Annotated in this window: 16 protein-coding genes; 1 reads left to right on the top strand and 15 read right to left on the bottom strand. The window is 43.7% G+C overall.

Features of this window, described 5'->3' with window-relative positions:
* Window positions 1-171: 171 nt before the first annotated feature.
* The 7 genes from dat to BM195_RS17750 form a co-directional block, all read right to left on the bottom strand.
* Window positions 172-1,026 (bottom strand): D-amino-acid transaminase, encoded by an 855-nt coding sequence (dat, locus tag BM195_RS17720; RefSeq protein WP_090241596.1) that lies wholly within the window; start codon window positions 1,024-1,026, stop codon window positions 172-174.
* Window positions 1,027-1,058: 32 nt separating this feature from the next.
* On the bottom strand, window positions 1,059-2,048 hold the full coding sequence (locus BM195_RS17725) for a pyridoxal-phosphate dependent enzyme (protein WP_090241599.1): 990 nt from the start codon (window positions 2,046-2,048) through the stop codon (window positions 1,059-1,061).
* A 161-nt stretch (window positions 2,049-2,209) separates the two neighbouring features.
* Window positions 2,210-3,442, bottom strand: coding sequence for a M20 metallopeptidase family protein (locus tag BM195_RS17730; protein WP_090241603.1), 1,233 nt, complete (start codon window positions 3,440-3,442; stop codon window positions 2,210-2,212).
* A 176-nt stretch (window positions 3,443-3,618) separates the two neighbouring features.
* On the bottom strand, window positions 3,619-4,002 hold the full coding sequence (locus BM195_RS17735; RefSeq protein ID WP_090241606.1) for a Rid family hydrolase: 384 nt from the start codon (window positions 4,000-4,002) through the stop codon (window positions 3,619-3,621).
* A 24-nt stretch (window positions 4,003-4,026) separates the two neighbouring features.
* Window positions 4,027-5,469, bottom strand: a complete 1,443-nt coding sequence (locus BM195_RS17740) for an NAD-dependent succinate-semialdehyde dehydrogenase (RefSeq protein WP_090241609.1) — start codon at window positions 5,467-5,469, stop codon at window positions 4,027-4,029.
* A 49-nt stretch (window positions 5,470-5,518) separates the two neighbouring features.
* Complete coding sequence (gene gabT / locus BM195_RS17745; RefSeq protein WP_090241612.1) at window positions 5,519-6,871, bottom strand: 4-aminobutyrate--2-oxoglutarate transaminase; 1,353 nt, start codon at window positions 6,869-6,871, stop codon at window positions 5,519-5,521.
* 4 nt (window positions 6,872-6,875) lie between these two features.
* Entirely contained in the window at window positions 6,876-7,559 is a 684-nt protein-coding gene (locus tag BM195_RS17750) for a GntR family transcriptional regulator (protein ID WP_090241614.1), read from the bottom strand.
* Window positions 7,560-8,013: 454 nt separating this feature from the next.
* Here BM195_RS17750 and BM195_RS17755 point away from each other — a divergent pair, with 454 nt between their 5' ends.
* Window positions 8,014-9,003, top strand: a complete 990-nt coding sequence (locus BM195_RS17755; RefSeq protein WP_090241616.1) for a 2-hydroxyacid dehydrogenase — start codon at window positions 8,014-8,016, stop codon at window positions 9,001-9,003.
* Window positions 9,004-9,069: 66 nt separating this feature from the next.
* Here the strand turns inward: BM195_RS17755 and BM195_RS17760 are convergent, their stop codons facing one another.
* The 8 genes from BM195_RS17760 to BM195_RS17795 form a co-directional block, all read right to left on the bottom strand.
* Window positions 9,070-10,257 carry a M24 family metallopeptidase gene (locus BM195_RS17760; protein WP_090241618.1) on the bottom strand — a complete coding sequence of 396 codons (1,188 nt, stop codon included), beginning with the start codon at window positions 10,255-10,257 and terminating at the stop codon, window positions 9,070-9,072.
* A 486-nt stretch (window positions 10,258-10,743) separates the two neighbouring features.
* Window positions 10,744-12,150 (bottom strand): APC family permease, encoded by a 1,407-nt coding sequence (locus BM195_RS17765; protein ID WP_090241620.1) that lies wholly within the window; start codon window positions 12,148-12,150, stop codon window positions 10,744-10,746.
* Window positions 12,151-12,334: 184 nt separating this feature from the next.
* Window positions 12,335-13,678, bottom strand: a complete 1,344-nt coding sequence (locus BM195_RS17770; protein WP_090241622.1) for an aminotransferase family protein — start codon at window positions 13,676-13,678, stop codon at window positions 12,335-12,337.
* Between the two features lie 272 nt (window positions 13,679-13,950).
* Window positions 13,951-15,780, bottom strand: coding sequence for an exo-beta-N-acetylmuramidase NamZ family protein (locus tag BM195_RS17775; RefSeq protein ID WP_090241623.1), 1,830 nt, complete (start codon window positions 15,778-15,780; stop codon window positions 13,951-13,953).
* Window positions 15,781-15,836: 56 nt separating this feature from the next.
* A complete protein-coding gene (locus tag BM195_RS17780) occupies window positions 15,837-16,199 on the bottom strand; it encodes a PTS lactose/cellobiose transporter subunit IIA (protein ID WP_090241625.1) in 363 nt (120 codons plus the stop codon).
* 229 nt (window positions 16,200-16,428) lie between these two features.
* Window positions 16,429-17,706: a PTS cellobiose transporter subunit IIC gene (gene celB / locus BM195_RS17785; RefSeq protein ID WP_211772935.1), complete on the bottom strand. Its 1,278-nt coding sequence runs from the start codon at window positions 17,704-17,706 to the stop codon at window positions 16,429-16,431.
* Between the two features lie 15 nt (window positions 17,707-17,721).
* Complete coding sequence (locus BM195_RS17790; RefSeq protein ID WP_090241628.1) at window positions 17,722-18,024, bottom strand: PTS sugar transporter subunit IIB; 303 nt, start codon at window positions 18,022-18,024, stop codon at window positions 17,722-17,724.
* 27 nt (window positions 18,025-18,051) lie between these two features.
* Window positions 18,052-19,356 carry a 6-phospho-beta-glucosidase gene (locus BM195_RS17795; protein ID WP_090241632.1) on the bottom strand — a complete coding sequence of 435 codons (1,305 nt, stop codon included), beginning with the start codon at window positions 19,354-19,356 and terminating at the stop codon, window positions 18,052-18,054.
* Window positions 19,357-20,219: the final 863 nt, after the last annotated feature.

The raw sequence follows: 20,219 nt of genomic DNA on the forward strand, positions 1-20,219 counted from the left end.
GGGTTACTGACCCGTTAAGGCGGGATAAAGTGAAACTTCATTCAGTGGACGCTTTTTTCCACTGAATGTTAGTTGAACAGAATCGGACCTTTACGTTTTTATGGTGAAAGTACGGACAATTGCATCGGGATAAAACACCCATCGAATGAAGTCACTGTTCAATTGACACGTTCAAGCTTTGTTTTTCACATCTTTTTTATACAGTGAACGGAACGCCTGAACAATTTTCCCGGTTATCTCTCCCGGGTCTCCGCTGCCGATTGTATCACCACCAATTTTTAAAATTGGGATAATATCCAATTTCGTGGCTGAAACGAAAACTTCATCTGCATTGAGCAGTTCATCAACTGTAAATGATTCTTCATGGACGGTTAAATGTAACGCACCACATAAATCAATGATTTTCCGTCTTGTGATGCCATTTAGAATATAATGATTGGCAGGATGTGTATACAACTCCCCGTCTTTTACGATAAATACGTTCGATGCACTAGCCTCTGTCACAATATCACCGCGATGCAAAATCGCTTCAACGGCATTGTTTTCAACCGCCTTTTGCTTAGCCATTACATTCGGAAGCAGGTTGAGCGTTTTAATATCACAGCGCAGCCAGCGGATATCTTCTGCAAGCACTGCGGACGCCCCCCGCACCTCGACATCTGACTCCCGTGCTTCTTCCCGTGTGTAAGCAATAGTCACAGCCGGTGTTTTCGGATCAGGAAATTCATGAAAACGGGGAGCCGTTCCACGTGATACCTGCATATAAATAATACCTTCTTCTAGACCGTTCGCCTCCACCAGTTGCATCAGTTTATTTTTCAATTCACTGATTGATGCGGGTAATGGCAGCTTGAGTTCACGAGCGCTTCTTGCCAAACGTTCCATGTGTTCATCCATCATCAGCGGTTCCCCGTCATATACACCAATCACCTCATAAATACCATCACCGAATTGGTAGCCGCGGTCCTCAATATCAACAATGTTAGTTCGCTCCATGATTTGATCTTTATAAAGTATCTTATTCAAATGAAAACCTCCTTCTATTTCATAGTAATGGACTATCCCGGAATTGTATCCGTATATTTTTCCGTAATATCCAAAAGGGTTGCCATATCGACACTGCATCCGCTGATAATAACCACTGCATGAGATCCAAGCTGGATGCAGTTATTTAAGATAGCACCAATACCGGAAGCAGCAGCACCCTCGATCATCATACGGTGTTTATCGAGCATGAACGCCATTCCCTGAGCAACCTGATCGTCATCAATTAACAAAATCTCATCAACATACTGCTGAACCATATCGAACGTGTAGCGATTGTTTAAACCGATTCCCCCCAGCAGACTGTCAGCCAGTGTGTCCTGTTCTTCCACCGTGACCGGCTTTCCTTTTAGAATACTTTCATACATCGCAGGCCCTCTTGCTGTTGATACCCCAATTACTTGAATTCTCGGATCGGCTGATTTCAATGCAACCCCAAGGCCTGAGTGCAGCCCACCGCCTGATAAGCCACCAATTACTGTGTCCACTTCAGGTAAATCCTCCAGCAATTCAAGACCAATTGTACCTTGGCCTGCTATAATACGGGGATCATCAAATGGATGAACAACAGTGAGTCCGTGCTCCTTTTCCAGCTGATAACTGCGGTGTTCAGCATCATCCTGCGAGTCCCCATAAATTTCAATCCGGGCACCAGAACTTTTTAGTGCTTCCACTTTTGCTGTTGGCACCCGATTCGAAATGCAAATAATAGCGTCAATGCCAAGTTGTTTGGCTATATAAGCCACACTCATGCCAAAATTTCCGGTCGAAAATGTCGTTACACCACGTTTCTGTTCTTCTTGCGATAAACTAAGTATCTTGTTTGCAGCTCCCCTGATTTTAAATGAATGGCTGACATTGAGATGCTCAAGCTTTAAATGGATAGATGTGCCAGCATATTCTGATAGTTTTTCAGCATAAATAAGCGGTGATTTCACCACCATCGGTGAAATACGTTTTTTTGCCTTCCAGATATCATGCTGGGTGACCGATTGTTTTGTCATGCTATGCCCCCTTGTTGTTACAGTTTATCCGGCAACGACCTGCGTTGTTTGCTTCAGTTTGTTGTAGGAGCAGATAATCGCTCGAATTGTAGAAGGGTTTACTTAGTTCGAGGCTTTTCACGCACGAATTGCGCTCGATTTGAACAGTGCGCCATGAATGCCTAGCGATCTGGACTGTTCATCACTGGGAAGCCTCCTTCATTCAAAAATCGTCTTGCGGTTTCTGCCAAGATGGACACGCCAACCGGCAAAATACTTTCATCAATGTCAAAATGAGGTGTATGCAAATCCCGTATTTTATCATGGCCTGCCGCACAGCCAAGAAAAAACATCGCACCCGGTACAGCCTGTGTCATATGGGCGAAATCCTCACCGCCTAAACCAAAAGGCAAATCGAGCACCTTATAATCGGGATAAAGATCATTTATCGTATCCCGAATCAACCGGTTCACCTCAGGTTTATTATATAAAGCGGGATCCTCAGGCATGATTGTTAATTTGTAATCCCCATCGAATGTCCTGACCAAAGAAAAGGCTTTATTCAATTCTTTATGGAGCAATTCCCGTACATCCGGGTGATAGCTTCGGATCGTTCCTTTTACATGAACGTCAGATGGAATGACATTGCTGGCAGAACCGCTTTGAATGCTTCCAACACTGATGACGGCTGAATCAAGCGGGGAAATTCGGCGTGCAACTATCCCATGGAGCGCCTGTAGAACCGGGCCGATCATCCAGACAGGATCTGTTCCCAAATGCGGATATGCTCCATGTCCGCCGCTCCCATAGACATCTGCTTCGAATACATCAACATTCGCCATACTGTAGCCGTCGTGAACCTTAACATCACCCACCTTGTCCTCGGGGCTCATGTGCAGAGCGAGAACACAATCCACATCTTTCAGAGCGCCCGCATCAATCATGTAAGGCGCTCCCGTTGATCCATGTGCATCTGCTTTTTCCTCAGCAGGCTGAAACAGAAATTTAACGGTGCCTTCCAATACACCTTTATGAAAAAGTTCTCCCATTATCATCGCAACACCTAACGCAATAGCGGTGTGCGCATCATGTCCACATGCATGCATGACGTCTTCACGCTCTGATTTGTAATCACATTCGTTCTCCTCCTGAATAGGCAATGCGTCCATATCTGCCCGAATCGCAACAACAGGTCCGGAACCAGCAGAAATCGTGCCTATAATTGCTGTCGGAAGGCCAACATGTGTCGCCACATGCATACCGGGGATTTGTTCCAAAATTTCAGCAACATATAATGACGTTTCCACTTCCCGAAAACTTAATTCCGGATATTTGTGAAGATGTTTCCGCCATTCAATTAAACGCTCAGATATTTCCTGTGCACTTGTCTGTACATCTTTAAATTCCACAGTCAAATAAATATCCCCCCTCCCTTGACGTTTTGTTATTCACCGGAAATCAAGTTTGATGGAACCGTTGATATGGCCTGCTTCCCATTAGCAGCAATAGCATCCGATAGTTTAATAAAGCATCCATCCTATTTTTGTTTATGCAAAAAAGAGGAGCTACTGTACAACTCCCCTGCTGTGAGTTAATCTACCAATGCGGTTCCGGTTATTTCCACGTCTGTTTCCAGCAACTGACAGCCGATCGTTATGCGTGCCGGTTTCACCTCAACATCTTTGAAATAAGATTCATAGGTTTGGTTAAATTCCCGGACCGTTTCCTCATTTAAATCGGACAAATAACAGGTCACGAATACGAGATTAGACACCTCAACATTTTTTTCGGCAAGTATATTTTTGATATTGTCGAGACTGGCAGTGGTTTGCGCAGCGATCGAAGCACCAACTGATTCACCGTTTGCCTTAACACCATCCTGACCGGATACAAAAATAAACGACTTTGTTTTGACACCTTGTGAATACGGCCCGCTCGGTTTTGGAGCATTTAACGTTTGGATTACTTCTTTCACAAGGCAGTACTCCTTTCTCTGGGATTAATCCATGCCTATTGATACATATTGGGATTCCACAAATTCCTCTATGCCTTCGTGTCCGCCTTCTCTGCCAATACCGCTTTCTTTCATTCCGCCGAATGGAACTTGTGAAGCTGATGGCGCCCCATCATTCCAACCGACGATTCCGAAGTCAAGCTTTTCAATCAATTTCGTTCCTCTGGCAACATCTCTCGAAAAAACATACGCTGCTAATCCGTATGGGGTATCATTGGCCAATGCTGCCGCTTCTTCATCTGATGTAATTTTTTCAACAGGCGTGACAGGGCCAAATGTCTCTTCCTGCATGACGACCATGGATTGATCCACATCCTTGACAACGGTAGGCAGATAAAATACACCGCCATGATCCGTGATCGGCTCACCACCTGTTACAACGGTTGCACCCTTGGAAGTCGCATCCTTTACGTGCCGTTTCACCTTATCCAAGCCGTCCTGATTAATCAGCGGTCCGATATCAACTGATTCATCAGTACCATTGCCAACTTTCAATTCCCGAACTGCTTTAGACAGTTTCTCGACAAATTCATCATAAATCCCTTTCTGAACATAAACACGGTTGGCGCAAATACATGTCTGGCCCGCATTCCGGAACTTGGATGCTACCGTACCTTTAACAGCTAAATCAACATCCGCATCATCAAGAACGACAAGTGGTGCATGACCACCAAGTTCCAGTGACAGTTTTTTCACCTGATCGGCACTTTGCCGGATTAACGTTTTTCCGACTTCTGTTGACCCTGTGAACGTCACTTTGCGTACTTTGCTGTTTTCCATCACCACTTTGGTAATTTTGGAGGAAGAACCCGTTACAAGATTGACAACCCCTTTTGGAAAACCGGCTTTTTCACACAGTTCCATCAGCTTAACCGCGGTCAACGGACTTTCACTGGAAGGCTTCATGATAATCGTGCAGCCTGATGCCAGTGCCGGACCCATCTTGCGCGTCAGCATGGCAGCTGGAAAATTCCATGGTGTAATTGCCGCCACAACACCGACAGGCTTTTTCCACACCTGCAGTCGCTTTCCAGCCAAGTGTGTCGGAATCGTTTCACCGTAAACACGCTTGCCTTCTTCTGCAAACCATTCAATAAAGGAAGCTGCGTATTTGACTTCTCCCCTGGATTCATTGATCGGTTTACCCATTTCGATTGTCATCAGTTGCGCAAGTTCTTCCTGATTTTCCAGCATGAGGTGATTCAGTTTTTTCAAATACCCTGCTCTGTCATGGGCTGTCAGGGTCGACCAGGACTGGAAAGCGTCATATGCTGCGTCAACTGCCTGTTCTGCTTCTTTTTCCCCGCCGTTTGGAACAGTCCCGACTGTTTCGCCATTTGCTGGATTGACAACGTTTAAGGTATCGAGTTCATCGCCTATCCATTCGCCGTTGATACTCATGAAATAGCTATCTGTTTTGACAGTCATTTTCCGTCACTCCCATCTCGAAATTTAGTAAACTATGGAACTATGATTCTTATACTTTTGCACTGACAAGGGCAGCATCGATTGCCTCTTCCAAAATTTCGAGTCCTTCATCAAGCTGCTCATCGGTTATTACAAGCGGCATCAACAGGCGGACAACGTTATCATGCACACCCGCTTTTAGTGCAACCAGCCCTCTCTCCCGTGCTTCTTTTAACACCTGACCTGTCAATGCCTGATCTGGCTCTTTGCTATTACGGTCTTTGACAAACTCCAGTGCACACATGGCACCAAGCCCGCGGTAATCACCAATCACATCAAACCGGTCATACATCTCCCCGAATTTTTCCATCACCTTTTCACCAATGACAACTGCACGATCATTCAGGTTTTCCTCCTCCATGACCTCAAGCACAGCAAGTCCGGCTCTGCAGCCAAGCGGGCTGCCGCAATACGTGCCGCCCAATTCTCCGGTATTGGCACCGTCCATCACTTCCTGTCGTCCTATCACACCACTTATCGGCAATCCTGCTGCCATTGACTTGGAAACGGTGATTAAGTCCGGCTCGACATCATAATGTTCCATGGCAAAATATTTTCCGGTACGTCCGAAACCTGTCTGGATTTCATCAGCAATAAACAAAATGCCATACTGCTTGCACAGTTCATATACCCTTTGTACGAATTTTTTATTCGGGATAATAAAGCCACTTTCACCTTGAACCGGTTCCATAATAAATGCTGCAACCTGGCTTGGATCTACTTCTGTGATGAAAAAATTTTCCACTTGATTCAGCAAATAATCCGTGTACGCATCTTCATTCATCGGTTCCGGCCGGCGGTAATTATACGGGAATGGTGCATGGTACACTTCCGGGGCAAACGGGCCATATTCATATTTAAATGGTTTTACCTTGCCAGTTAGCGACATGGTCATTAACGTACGGCCATGAAAACCGCCGGTAAATGAAACGATTGCTTGACGGTCTGTATATTTGCGGGCGATTTTGATAGCATTTTCATTAGCTTCCGCCCCACTGTTCAAAAACATGACTTTCTTATTAAAATGACCTGGTGCGAGGGCTGCGAGCTTTTCCGCAAATTCAATGTAAGGATCATACATCATGACGTTGAATCCTGTATGAATATACTTGCCGGCCTGATCCTGCAAAGCGCTTACAACCTTGTCATGACTATGCCCTGCATTGATCACGCCAATTGCTCCGGCAAAGTCGATAAACTGATTCCCATCAACATCTTTAAGCAGCGCGCCTTTTGCAGATTCCACGAAAGTCGGAGTACCATAGCTGACACCATGCGGTACAACATCATGCCGGCGATCCAGCAACTCCTTCGCCTTTGGTCCTGGTAATGGGGTTTTGACATGAGCAAATTGTTTACGCATACTGTTAAACCTCCTTAAATTTTATGTCATTCTTTTGTCCGAGCAACTTTGTCTCAACATATTCAATGTGCTCTCTTACTCTTCCATTCACTGTATGCACGTCATTTGAGACTAATGCTTCAAGCAATTGTTTATGTTCAGCATAGAATGACTGCGGACTGGAATAGTATCTGTCAAGATGCATCAGGAATGTCCTGATTTGAACTTGCAGGGAATCATAAATTTTGATAATCCTTGAATTCCCGCATAAACCAACAACATAACTATGAAATTGCATATCAAGGTCAAATAATCCGTTCCAATCATTTTCGTCGGCCTTTTCTTTCATCTTTCCAACTATTTCCTCTAATTTCTTCGTATGTTCGGATTCAAGTCGCGTCATTGCCTGCATGAAGGCATGTGACTCAATTAATGTACGCAATTCAATCATTTCATTGACATCCTGATCAGTAAAATCAGCGACATAAGTGCCTTTTCGTGCCTGACTGACAACAAGCTCCTCACTTTCCAGAATTTTCAGTGCTTCTCGTATCGTGCTGCGGCTGACATCATAACTTTCCGCAAGTTCTGTTTCCAGTAACCGTTCACCAAACTGAATTTCCTCGTTCCAGATTTTCCGTTTCAACTCGTCTGCAATCAGTTCGCTCAATGGTTTTTGCATAATGACATTGTGATCATACGGTTGCAAAACTAAATACTCCTTTCTTAAAAAGTCTTTAAAAGGTCCGATCATTAAATCAGCTTAATAATACGTTTGAACACACATTCAACAAATCAACTTATGTCGATTGTCGACAATGAACATCTTAATCCCATACTAAATTATACGATCCCCATTGTCAATCAATTATTTTGATAATGAAACTTCATTCCAATGGAGGCGTTTCGACGGACAGGGCGTGCTAGTGCCGGTGTTGCGACAGGACTTCGCGATCTTAGCCGGCCCCCGCTGAATGTTAGTTGAACAGAATCGGACCTTTACTGGCAGTTGTTTTCCTCAAGCTTCCCTGATCCTTCTCCTTACTAATGCGGAAAACTTACTGTCAGTTAAATGCAGAATCATTTAAAATGAATTGACTTGAAAATGAATTGCGTCTATTTTTAAAGAAAGATGTTTATCGAAAAGAGCTTGAAACGGAGGGATTGGATTGAAGAAAGTAATTGCGTACAACCGTGTTGAAAAGCCGGTACTGGAAGAATTGGAAAGAATTTATGATATTCGCTTCTTTAAGAACGTTGATACGAAGAATGATCCGGAGTTTCTGGAACATTTAAGCGAATCGGAAGGCATCATCGGGCTCGAATTACCTGTAGATGCTGAACTGCTGGATAACGCACCAAACCTGAAAATCATAAGCAATGTCTCTGTCGGATACAATAACCTTGATCTGGAAGAAATGACGAAACGGAACATTATGGCTACCAACACCCCCGGCGTACTGACTGATACAGTCGCAGATGCGGTCTTCGGAATTCTCATCGCTACTGCCAGACGTATACCTGAACTGGACCATTTCGTCAAAAACGGCGAATGGAAAACAGAAGCAATTGAAAACGAACACTTTGGCAACAACGTTCACCATAAAACGCTGGGCATCATTGGCATGGGACGAATCGGAAAAGCCATTGCTCAAAGAGGACATTTCGGTTTTGATATGAACATCTTATATCACAGCCGCAGCCGGAAACATGATGCCGAAGAACGATTTGCTGCTGAGTATCGTACACTCGACGGATTATTGGAGGAATCCGATTTCGTCTGCGTGATTACACCACTGACGCCAGAAACAGAGGGGCTGATCGGGAAACGTGAATTTAAGCTGATGAAAAAATCGGCCATATTCATCAACGGGTCCCGTGGAAACACAGTTGTGGAACAAGATTTGATCGAGGCACTCAAAGATGGTGAAATCACTGCTGCCGGCCTTGATGTTTTTGAAAAAGAACCGATTGATCCTGATAATCCACTGTTGTACATGAAAAATGTTGTAACGACACCACATATCGGTTCGTCCACCCATGAAACAGAACTGAAGATGTCTGAGCTTGCGGCCAAAAACCTAAAATCCGGATTGAACGGGGAAAAACCAGCAAATTTAGTTAACCCGGAGACATGTAAAGATAAAAGCTAAACAAATAAACAGCCGTACCATCCTCCATCTACGGTACGGCTGTTATTAACGGAAAATTTTATGTTGTCAGGCCAGCCGGATATTCGGCTTAACCATCAGTTCACGCGGGAATTCTGCGAGTACTTCACAGCCTGTTTCGGTCACCCGGAACGACTCACTGATTTCAACCCCCATATTTTCCATCCAAATGCCAGGTATCAGATGAAACGTCATATTTGATTCCAATACGGTACGGTCTTCCGGTCTGAGACTTGCTGTATGCTCTCCCCAGTCCGGCGGATAATTAAGCCCGACTGAATATCCCATCCGCGACTCTTTTTTGATTCCGCTTCTTTCAATGACACTGCGCCAGACACCTTCCAATTCTTCGCATGTTATCCCTGGCTTAACCGCATCCAACGTTGTATTGATTCCTTCGAGCACAACATCTGAAACATACTGCATTTTTTCCGGTGGTTTGCCGATAACAGCGGTACGTGCAAGTGGTGAATGATAACGGCGGTAACAGCCAGCTAACTCAATAATGACCGGATCTCCGTCTTTAAACCTGTCGTCAGTCCAGGTCAAATGTGATGCGGATGTTTTATCACCCGTCGGCAGCAATGGAACAATTGACGGATAATCGCCGCCAAAATCCTCTGTCCCACTAATTTGCGCGTGTGATATCTCGGCAACGACATCACACTCCCTAACCCCTTCATTAATCATATCGAATGCCACCTGCATGGCATTTTCGGAAATTCTGGCAGCCTGCTTGAGATACGAAATCTCCCGTTCCGATTTAATGATACGAACCCAGTTAACCATATTGGTACCGTCTTTAAAGGCAGCACTCGACAATCCTTGCGTTAAGCGAATATAACTTTTTGCCGTAAAATAGTAGGCATCCATTTCGACGGCTATTGTCTTTTTATCATAATGCTTCTCCTTCAATAAATCACATATAAAGTCCATTGGATGTTTAACGGATGACTGCACGTAATCATCACTGTACGGAATGATGTGATCTTCCTCGAGCCATGTCGTATGGAGTGCCGCATTGGCGTCCTGATCCCGCCCGATCCATACAGGCTGCTCATCATCCATAATAACAATAAGCATTTGATGAACATAAAATGACCATGCATCATACCCGGTCAAATAGTTCATATTAGCCGGATCAGTTACCATCAGTAAATCAACACCGGCATCAGCCATCCGCTGTTTTGTTTTGTTCAGCCGTTCATGAAATTCTGAAATAGGAAATGTTAACACAGATTATCCCTCCCCATCATGCCTGCTTACTATATATCGAAAATGCTTACTGAATTTATTCATGCGAGATAAATGTACTGCCTTTTGTGGTGGAAGTTTGAATATAAATTGAAAAAAATGTCTGGAGTGTTTCTGTTTAGGATAAATGGACTTGTTTGTCGATTGTCGACAATTTCTTAATTATATTATATTCATGAAAATTTGCAGTGTCAATTATTATTGAAACAATTTGCAATATTTATTTTACAAGCGTTGCTGTAATCGTTTATATAACTTAAAAGTGCTATGTGCTCCAGGAGATCTTCATTCAATCTATTCTTCGTGTCGGGATTTTACGTGATTTTATAATACCACCAGCCGACCTATAGAAAACCATCTTTCGCCAAAACCACTACAGTGAAAATCTCCGTTTTCATAAGGTCAACCATAAAAAAGAAACACCACGACCTGTTCAGGAAGTGCTGTTTCCGATTCATGGATGTTTTTTCAGGCAATCCGATCCATTTCATCTTTCATATGTTTCTCTGCATACGCTTTGCCGTATTTTGACAACGACATCTTATACAGGATGAAGCCTATAATAATCCATAGACCAACAATCGCCCATTCATACGGCCAAATCAGCGCTGACGGCATCCCTGGCATATATAAAACCATAATACCAGCTGACATGATAACAGCTATCCATCCGATGGAAGTACCGCCGGAAAGTTTGAACGGACGCTTTAGCTCCGGATCCTTTTTACGAAGAATAATAAACGATATTGCAACCATCAGCCATGCCACGACAAGTCCCAGACCGCCAGCATCGACAAGCCAGACAAGTGCAGGACGACCCAATAATGGTGCAGCAGTGGACAGAACAGCTATCAATAATATTGCTCTATACGGTGTATTATACGTTGGATGCAGCTCACCCAATGACTTAGGCAGCATTCCCGCTCTGGCCAATGCATATATCGCACGGCTGCCGCCGACATAAAACCCGAGCCAGCTTGTCAAGATGCCGCCTATACCACCAAGGACAAGAAGATTCCCCATTATCTGACTGTCACCAAAAGCTTTTGCCATCGCGTCAGCAGTTACCAGATTTGATTCACCAAGCTCAACAGGCCCCATCACCCGGGACACACCAAAAATGACCGCAACATACCACGTCACCGCAAGCACAACAGCCGCAATCAGCAACTGACCGATTTTCTTTTGCGGCAGATTTATTTCCTCCGCCGCCTGAGGGATTACATCGAACCCGACGAACATGAACGGTGTCATGATAACCACCGTCAGAAGTCCGGCAACTCCTTGTTCAAACAATGGCTGCATATTTTGGCCATTGCCGGTGACAGTACTGCCCGTTATCAGCATCACACCTGCCGCTAAAATCAGCAATGTCAGAATAAACGTAATGGCGGACGTCAGTTTAATTCCGCGGTAGTTAACCCATGCAATGAGCACAGACCCAAGTATACCAACTCCTGCCCAGGTTATCGTGACATCCCATCCCGCTATCGTGTATAGATAACCCTGGCTGTAGTTTGGAACCAGATATTCAAAAACAGTCGGAAGGGCTACCGCCTCAAACGCCACTACAGATACATAACCAAGAATAATTGCCCATGTTGCTATAAATGAAGCTGTTCTCCCCATAGCCTTAAATGTATAAACATGCTCCCCGCCGGCAAGCGGCAAGGCCGAAGCCAATTCTGCATAAGTCAGCCCGACAACGACAACAAGCAAACCACCGACTAAAAATGCCAGAATCGAACCTAACGACCCAGCTTCCGTAACCCATAGTCCCGTTGTCACAACCCATCCCCAGCCAATCATGGCACCAAACGCAAGTGCAATGACATCCTTATTTCCCAAAATCCTCAACAATTTCCGTTCACTCATTTGTCTCCCTCCTAATGTTATTTACTTTAACCTCACAATATCCGCCATCCTCGATTTCATGCTGCTGTTGCACGATTTGGTGTTGTTCCCGCACGATTTAATACTGCTGTAGTATCACTCAAGGCCGATTTGGAAATGCTGCCATATATCTCACACTACCTGTCACCAAAATGTCACATTACTGCTACACGTCCAGATGGTTCTGAATTTTCTGTACAGTGTCATACAGCTTTTCCACCAGCACATTAACCTGATCGCGACTGATGATAAGCGGTGGTGCAAAACAAATGATATCCGTGCCATCATACCTGACCGGACGACAGATAACGCCTCTTTCATACAACGCTTCGATAACGTTGGGGCCCACCTGCAAATCAGGTGAAAAATGTTTGTTCAAATCAGGATCCTGCATCAATTCAACTGCTCCCAACAGACCGACAGCACGGACATCACCAACAACCTCCAAACCCTCCTTCATTTTGTTAAATCCCGCCAGCATCTCTTCTCCCATTTTCCGAGCGTTTTCCACGAGATTTTCCTGCTCAATGAGCTCAATATTTTTCAATGCCACAGCTGCTGCAACAGGATGACCGCTGTAAGTGAAACCGTGGAATAAAGTCCCTTTCGATTTTTCCTTTAATACGTTATGAATGTGATCCGAAACAACGACACCACCAAGCGGAATGTAGCCACTCGTCACCCCTTTTGCAAAAGTGATCAGATCTGGTGTGAAGTCCCAATTTTCCAACCCAAACATTTTGCCTGTCCGGCCAAATCCTGTAATCACCTCATCCGCGATAATCAAAATACCGTATTCATCACACAACGCCCGGACTTTCCGTAAATAATCTTCAGGAGGAATCAGCACCCCGCCAGCACCCTGGATGGGCTCTGCCATGACAGCAGCAATCTTTTCAGCACCCTCTGTTTCGATTGTATGACGCAATGACCTGATTCCCTTTTCAGTTCCGTTTTTATATGGGGTATCTGCATGCGTAAAGTCTGTTGTCATATGCCCGGCCATCTGCCAAAATTCCGGAATCCCCGTCGCACTCGTGGATGCTGCTGCAACACCGTGATATGCCCGTTTCAGTCCAATAATTTTTCGCCGCTCCGGCTTTCCTCGAATTTTCCAATAGTGTCGTACGAGTTTGATAGCTGACTCATTAGATTCCGATCCGCCGGAAGTAAAAAAAACAGCATTTAAATCAGCAGGTGCAATCGATGCGATTTTTTCTGCCAGTCTTATAGCAGGTTCGTGACTAAATGTAGAAAACGCCGAACTAAACGCCAACTTTTCCATTTGTTGTTTGGCCGCTTCTGCAAGCTCCTTCCGTCCGTGCCCGATATTGACATTCCACAGCGATGACATCGCATCCATGAATTCGTTTCCATTTTTGTCTGTTAAATAGATCCCGTCACCTTGTTCCATAATGACTTTCGGGCCATTTTCCTGCTGCTGCTGAATCGATGATGTCGGATGAATGAAATGCTTTTTGTCCAATTCCATTAAACGTAAATGCTTCATAACCCTGCCCTCCCCGGCGTAAAAAAACAGTTATATTAAACAGGTATATGCATCACATACCTGCTTGTATAACTGGTTTAAGCTCAGGAATTGCTCTATTCAGCAGCAAAGTTATTTAGATCTGGCAGCTTATCATTTCGTCAGCCCGGAAACGATTTTAGCACTATTACATGTCCCTTATGTTCATCCACTTGAATCGGTAGCAATCAATAAAATCCCCTTCACAACATGCCTCCATCACATGTTGGAAGAGGATTAACGTTCCCTTGCGATTAATGTTTTACATCAACCACTATCCTGGATGAAAATTCAGGCGTTTCGTATGCGGCATTATTTTCTTTCAAGTTAAGTGTGGCAACAAACAGGTCTCCTTTCACTGTATAGTCAATAGAGGAAAGTACCGGGCTGTCGTCTATCGTAACCGTCCCCCCTTCTTCGTTTAGTTCTCCGTTTATTTCGCCATAAGGCACTTCCAACCTTAAAGCGCCTTCTTCTTCAATGATCACATAATTATCTACTGTTTTATTTAAGTCGAATACAGTTCTTGTATAATTGGAATGAACGCCATATCGAATGTTTTCAACACGTGTTGCTGAGATTTCAGCTGCTCTCTTGGCTTTATATTCACCATATTCTGCTGTTATCTCAGTTTGACCTTCATCTTCGGCATAAAATGTCCCATTTTCAACATAACCAATATTATGTGTAACAGACCATTCTATCGAAGGAAGATCTATATCCAACTTTTCACCATGCTTATCGAACCCTTTTAACGTTAAATCAATGTTTTGCCCAGGAGCTGCGGTCAAATCTAGTGGTAATATTCCTAAGACACCTTTTTCTCTATAAGGCTGTGCACCACTTGGATAGGGATTATACAATAAGTATTGATTACGCACTTCATCAATCCATGTATCCAATTCTTCCTCCCAGGATGCTATGATATCATCGACTGGTTCATCATTTCTGATCATTTCGGGGACATTCGAATCCCCGATAAGACTGACATAACTGGATGTCATCTCGAATTCGTCAGGGTTCTGATCACGCATCGCATCAACCAGATTCAAACCTAATTCTACCAGATCGATATGAGTTGGTTCGTCTATGTGGACTTGGACCCCTCCGACCAGTTCTCCTTCATAATTTCCAAACATGGGCGTGAAATATGCTGGTCTGAAGGTAACACCTGCAAGATCGCGGTTATTCATGTCATCTGCCAGGGCTTCACCATTAATCCATGGAGCGCCCACCAGTTCAAATGGCCTTGTGGTTCCCAAGCCTGTCGTTAATGTCGTATCATCCAAAAGTTCGGTTCCGGCATATAAATAGGCCGTTTCCTTCGTTGGAATATTTGGTGATGTCATCACCCAAGGAAGTCCGGTATCCTCAAAATGCATCGTCCGCTTCCAACCCTTCATTTTGACCACTTTCAAATCAACAGCCATACTGTATTCGTGATTCCACATTGTGGCCAATTCACCGACCGTCATACCATGTCTGACCGGCAATAAAAATCTTCCCATGAAGCTAACAGCATCTTCAGAGCGTACCGGCCCCTCAACTTTTGTTCCGCCAATTGGATTCGGCCTATCCAATACAATGAGTTCTTTATCGTGTTCCGCTGCAGCTTCCATCGCAAAGCCAAGGGTATAAATATACGTATAGACGTTAGATCCGATATCCTGTATGTCAAACAGCAGTACATCAACATCTTCCAGCATCTCTTCTTTCGGCTTCCATGTTGGCCCATACAAACTGTAGACAGGCAAGCCGGTTTTCTCATCAATATAGGATTCCACGTACTCTCCTGCTTCACGATTGCCGCGAATGCCATGTTCTGGTCCGAACAACGCTGTTAAATTCACCTCTGGATGATCATAAAGCAAGTCAATACTACTTTTCAGATCACTTGCCACTCCGGTTGGATTTGTTATCAAACCAACACGTTTATTTCTCACCAAATCCAATTGATCTTCCAAAAGCACCTCAATACCTGGCGCCACCCTTTTATTGCCGTTTTTTCCATCAGTACTCGCAGTTGTCATAGAGGATGTCATAACCAGCATAAGCATCACAATGACTGTAACAAATTTCTTCATTCTTACAGAGCCTCCTCAATGGTTTTTGGCAATTCCATCGTTAACTGCAACGTTCACTATTCTGACTTCCCCATGCTGCTTCCTTCCATTAAATGATCAACTTTTCGTTTTAATTCATGCTGATTCCGATAAACCTCAACCATCTCTTCAATCAGTGTCTTTTCCGACATTACTGTCATCAGGTGATCCTGAGCGTGAACAAGTAAAACTGGTAAAGTTTTCAATCCCTCCCCTGTATCTTTCTGAATAAATTTCGTCTGCAATTTATGAGCTTCCAAAAGTTCATCTGATGCTTGTTTCATTTTTGATTCAATTTGATGGAATGCTGCATTTCTGGCATCCTGAAGTGCCTCATGCAGATGATTCTTCGCATTCCCTGCGTGTAAAATGATACGCATTGAGACATTTTCAATATTCATTGGCTAACCCTCCATAACGGATCAGATGGACAGAATGATGTTTCGACCACTCCTTAGTCTTTTTGTTTGTCAATATCTCCAATTCTTTCATTCTGGTAAAATCATAATGACTCAAGTTGCATAACTTAGAATCCATACATGCAGGTTGGCACATAATCTCGTTTTCCATGATGCATCAGCGTTTAGAATTAACTTTGACGGGATTTAGCAACAAACCCACACATTCCCCTTATTCTTCTTTTGCAGCAGCTGCAGATTCGTTTGCTTCCTCTTCCTGTAAAAGCTTTTTATCATATAAACGGAAAAATGGATAATAGATAACCATCGAAACGATAACGTTCATAATCATCAGCACACCACCGCGCCAATCACCCGTTGTCAAAATGCCAGAAAAAGGCGGCGGAGTGGTCCATGGCACAATGACATATGGTTTTCCTACAAAACCAAGTGACATGGAAAAATACGTTATGATCCCAACTGCCAATGGTGCAAGTATAAAAGGGATAAACAAAAGCGGATTCATGACAATTGGGGCACCGAACACCACAGGCTCACTTATGTTGAAGAAGCTTGCCCAAATAGATCCTCGTCCTAATCCTTTTAAATGTTTTGACCGTGCCCACCAGACAAATAAAATCGTTAATGCAAATGCCATACCGGAACCCCCTACGGCCCACCATATGGCCATGAAAGGCTGCCCGATAATATGCGGAAGCTCTTCTCCAGCTTGCTGTGCTGCAACGTTTTGTTCCGTTAAACTGTACCAGATTGGAGCCATGACACTGGCAACAACAGAAATCCCGTGTATACCAAATGACCATAACAGGTGAATCAGGATAATGGCTATAATAGCTCCCCATAAACTTCCGCCCATAGCCTCCAAAGGTTCACGCAATACAGAACCAACGACACCATGCAATGATAGATCAAAAGTGTTTTTCAACAGAAGATCAATACCCCATACGGCAAAAATAATCACCGCACCAGGGATCAGAGCAGTAAATGCGCGCCACACTGAAGGCGGAACACCATCAGGCATACGAATGACAATATTTCTCTGTTCAAAGAAACGGTATATTTCGACCGTAAAGATAGCCAATACAATCGCAATGAACAGGCCTTCGCTTCCCATCAGATTCAATGGTATATTCCCGTTTTCAGTATATGGCGTTGCAACAAAAAAGGCTGCCAAGCTAAGCACTCCGGCCGATAATTCATCCATTTCATAGCTTTGTGCAAGACTGTATGCTATTGAGAAAACAGCTACAAGTCCTAAAAGGCCAAACGTAGCATCTACCGGTATACTTAACGTGGCTGCGTACGGTGCCATAAAGTCTGACCATGATTCGATCGGCGGAGACGATATAATCAGAAAAATACTGCCAATGATCAATAATGGCATCGTAGCGACAATGCCATCCCGAACAGCTTTTAAATGACGCTGTTCAGCCATTCTGCCGGCAACCGGCATGAAATAACGTTCCATAAAGGCATTAAAACGATCCACGGTTATTCCTCCTTGTCATTTTTTTAAGTTAAGTGCCTGATCAAGTACTTTTTCACCATCTGTTGCGCCGTAAGCTTTCATATCGATGATGTCAATGGGCGTACTTGACGCTTCTGCTTTTTTATATAATTCATTTTTCTTATACCGGATTTGTGGTCCAAGCAAGATAATATCGGCTGTTTCCAGTTGTTTATCGATATCATCAACGGCATGTGCTTCAATTTCAACACGAATATTATGTTTTTCTGCCGCTGTCTTCATTCTTTCTACGAGCAGACTCGTACTCATTCCTAAAGCGCATAATAATGTGATTTTCATAGATTTATACCCTCCATTTGATAGAGATTAATGATGAAACTGTGGCAAGTATTGCTTGTTTACCTCCAGCATTTCGGACAGAATGTTTTTGGCCCGGTCAGCAGATGGAATCAGAGGATGCAATGTTAAAGCTTGCAGCGCAAGTCCGCTGTCTCCGGTAACAGCTGCCTCTACCGTCAGTTCTTCATATGCCTTGACATGCTGCAGCAGTCCCCTGATCTGTGGCGGAACAGTCCCAACCTGCATAGGTGTGACTTGATGATTTTCAACGACGCAATTCACTTCAATGCTGACATTATCAGGCAGGCATCCTATTGTTCCATTATTCCGAACATTCAGCGTGTGTACATCTTTCGTATTTAGATGAATGGATTTAATCAAGTTAATAGCAGATTCTGAATAATATGCTCCACCTCTTAGTTCTAAAGCTTCAGGTTTTTCATCGACATCAGGATTTTGATAGATGTCGAATAATTCCTTTTCAATTTGCCGTACCTCATCCGCACGTGTTTTATGATGCTGAAACGCTTCATACTGCTGTGCCAATATTTGATCGGTTTGATAATAATATTTGTGATAGCCGCATGGTATAGCACCCATCGATTGAAGAAATTCTAAATCCCAGCCCAATGAAGGGATGTTCTTTGCCTCATAGCTGTCAGATTTACCTGTTAGAATATCCACTATTCTTGCCTGTCCTTTAATAAACAATCCCGTGATCCATATTAGATGATTAATGCCGACAAAACTAATACTTATATCATTTACTGGTACGTTATAGGCTTTGGAAAATTGCTTATAAAAATTAATCGGATTATTGCATAGCCCTATCACGTTTACATTGCTATGTTTTAAGATAGCCTCGGTTATAATTCCCGCAGGATTCGTAAAGTTCAGCAGCCATGCATCCGGTGCGAATTCTTCAATTTCTTTGCAAATATCCAGCATGACCGGAATCGTACGCAAAGCTTTCATGAAACCACCGGCTCCGGTTGTTTCCTGCCCGATAACACCGTGCTTGATTGAAATATATTCATCATTTCGCCGCATCGCCAACTGTCCTACCCGAATTTGCGTTATCACATAAGAAGCATCTTTAATAGCCTCTTTTCTATCCAGAGTCGTTATAATGTTAATAGGGCAACCTGCCTTCTTCATCATCCTTTTTGCCAAACCTGCAATAATATAAAGTTTTTCTTTTCCCTCTTCTATATCAACCAGCCAAACTTCCGAAACATTTAATACATCCTGATTAGCAATGATTCCTTCTAATAATTCTGGTGTATAAGAAGATCCCCCTCCTATCACGGTTAATTTTAATGAATCAGCCATTTTCCACGTCCTTTCAATGCCCTCATTCTATTACTATTATCTCTATCCTACTATGAAAGCGGATACATTATCAGTTGATTTTTTTCCACTGTCAACGGCAAAAAATTGCCATTAAAAACATACTAAGATTAGTGGGTAATGTCATCGACGGGTGAGATTACCCACTATTTTCTTTTTAAGATATAGTGAGAAGTGAAAGAAAGCCCGACCGAAGTCTCGAGGATTGGAATGATCCATCAACTGAGAAGTCACTTGGTCTTAGATTTGCTTTTTTCCATGCTTTTGTTGGTGAGTGCATGATTGTCGCTGCGGAAAAGTACGCCCTTTCCGTGGCACGGCCTCAGCTAAATTTAAACCACTTTGCAAAGTGAATCTTCTGCTCGCGCTGTTCCCCCAGGCGTGTCGTTTTTTTCTGCGGCTTAGAATCGTGTTCTCATCAGGTGACAGCAAGTTCAATGAATATGTTCTATAAGTTCTTTTCTTTCGACAATCAGCACCCCAACATGAGCGGAGTCAGCATACGGAGACTCCTATGGGAACAGCACGAGCCGAAGACCCCGCAGGAAAGAGGTCTTGGCTTTCCGAGGAGGCTGAGGCCGTGCCTATGGAAGTATGCTGCCGGAGCGAATGATCGCACGCAACTAACATCAGAATGGAAGGAAGGCTGCACTAATACAAATTTTCGCTAGTTCGCAGTCGTTATCAACGATGAATAAGGACGTGACTGTTGAAATAGTCAAATGCTGCACTTCCTCTGCCCTGTAATCGTTCGTCTTTAGCGTGGAAAGTTTTCATTGTGTCCCAGCCTTGTATATTAAGTACTAGAGGTTCGCTACCTCTGGTGCTTTTTTAGTTTATACTAA

The organism is Lentibacillus halodurans (assembly GCF_900112045.1).
GTDB classification, from domain to species: Bacteria; Bacillota; Bacilli; order Bacillales; family Amphibacillaceae; genus Lentibacillus; species Lentibacillus halodurans.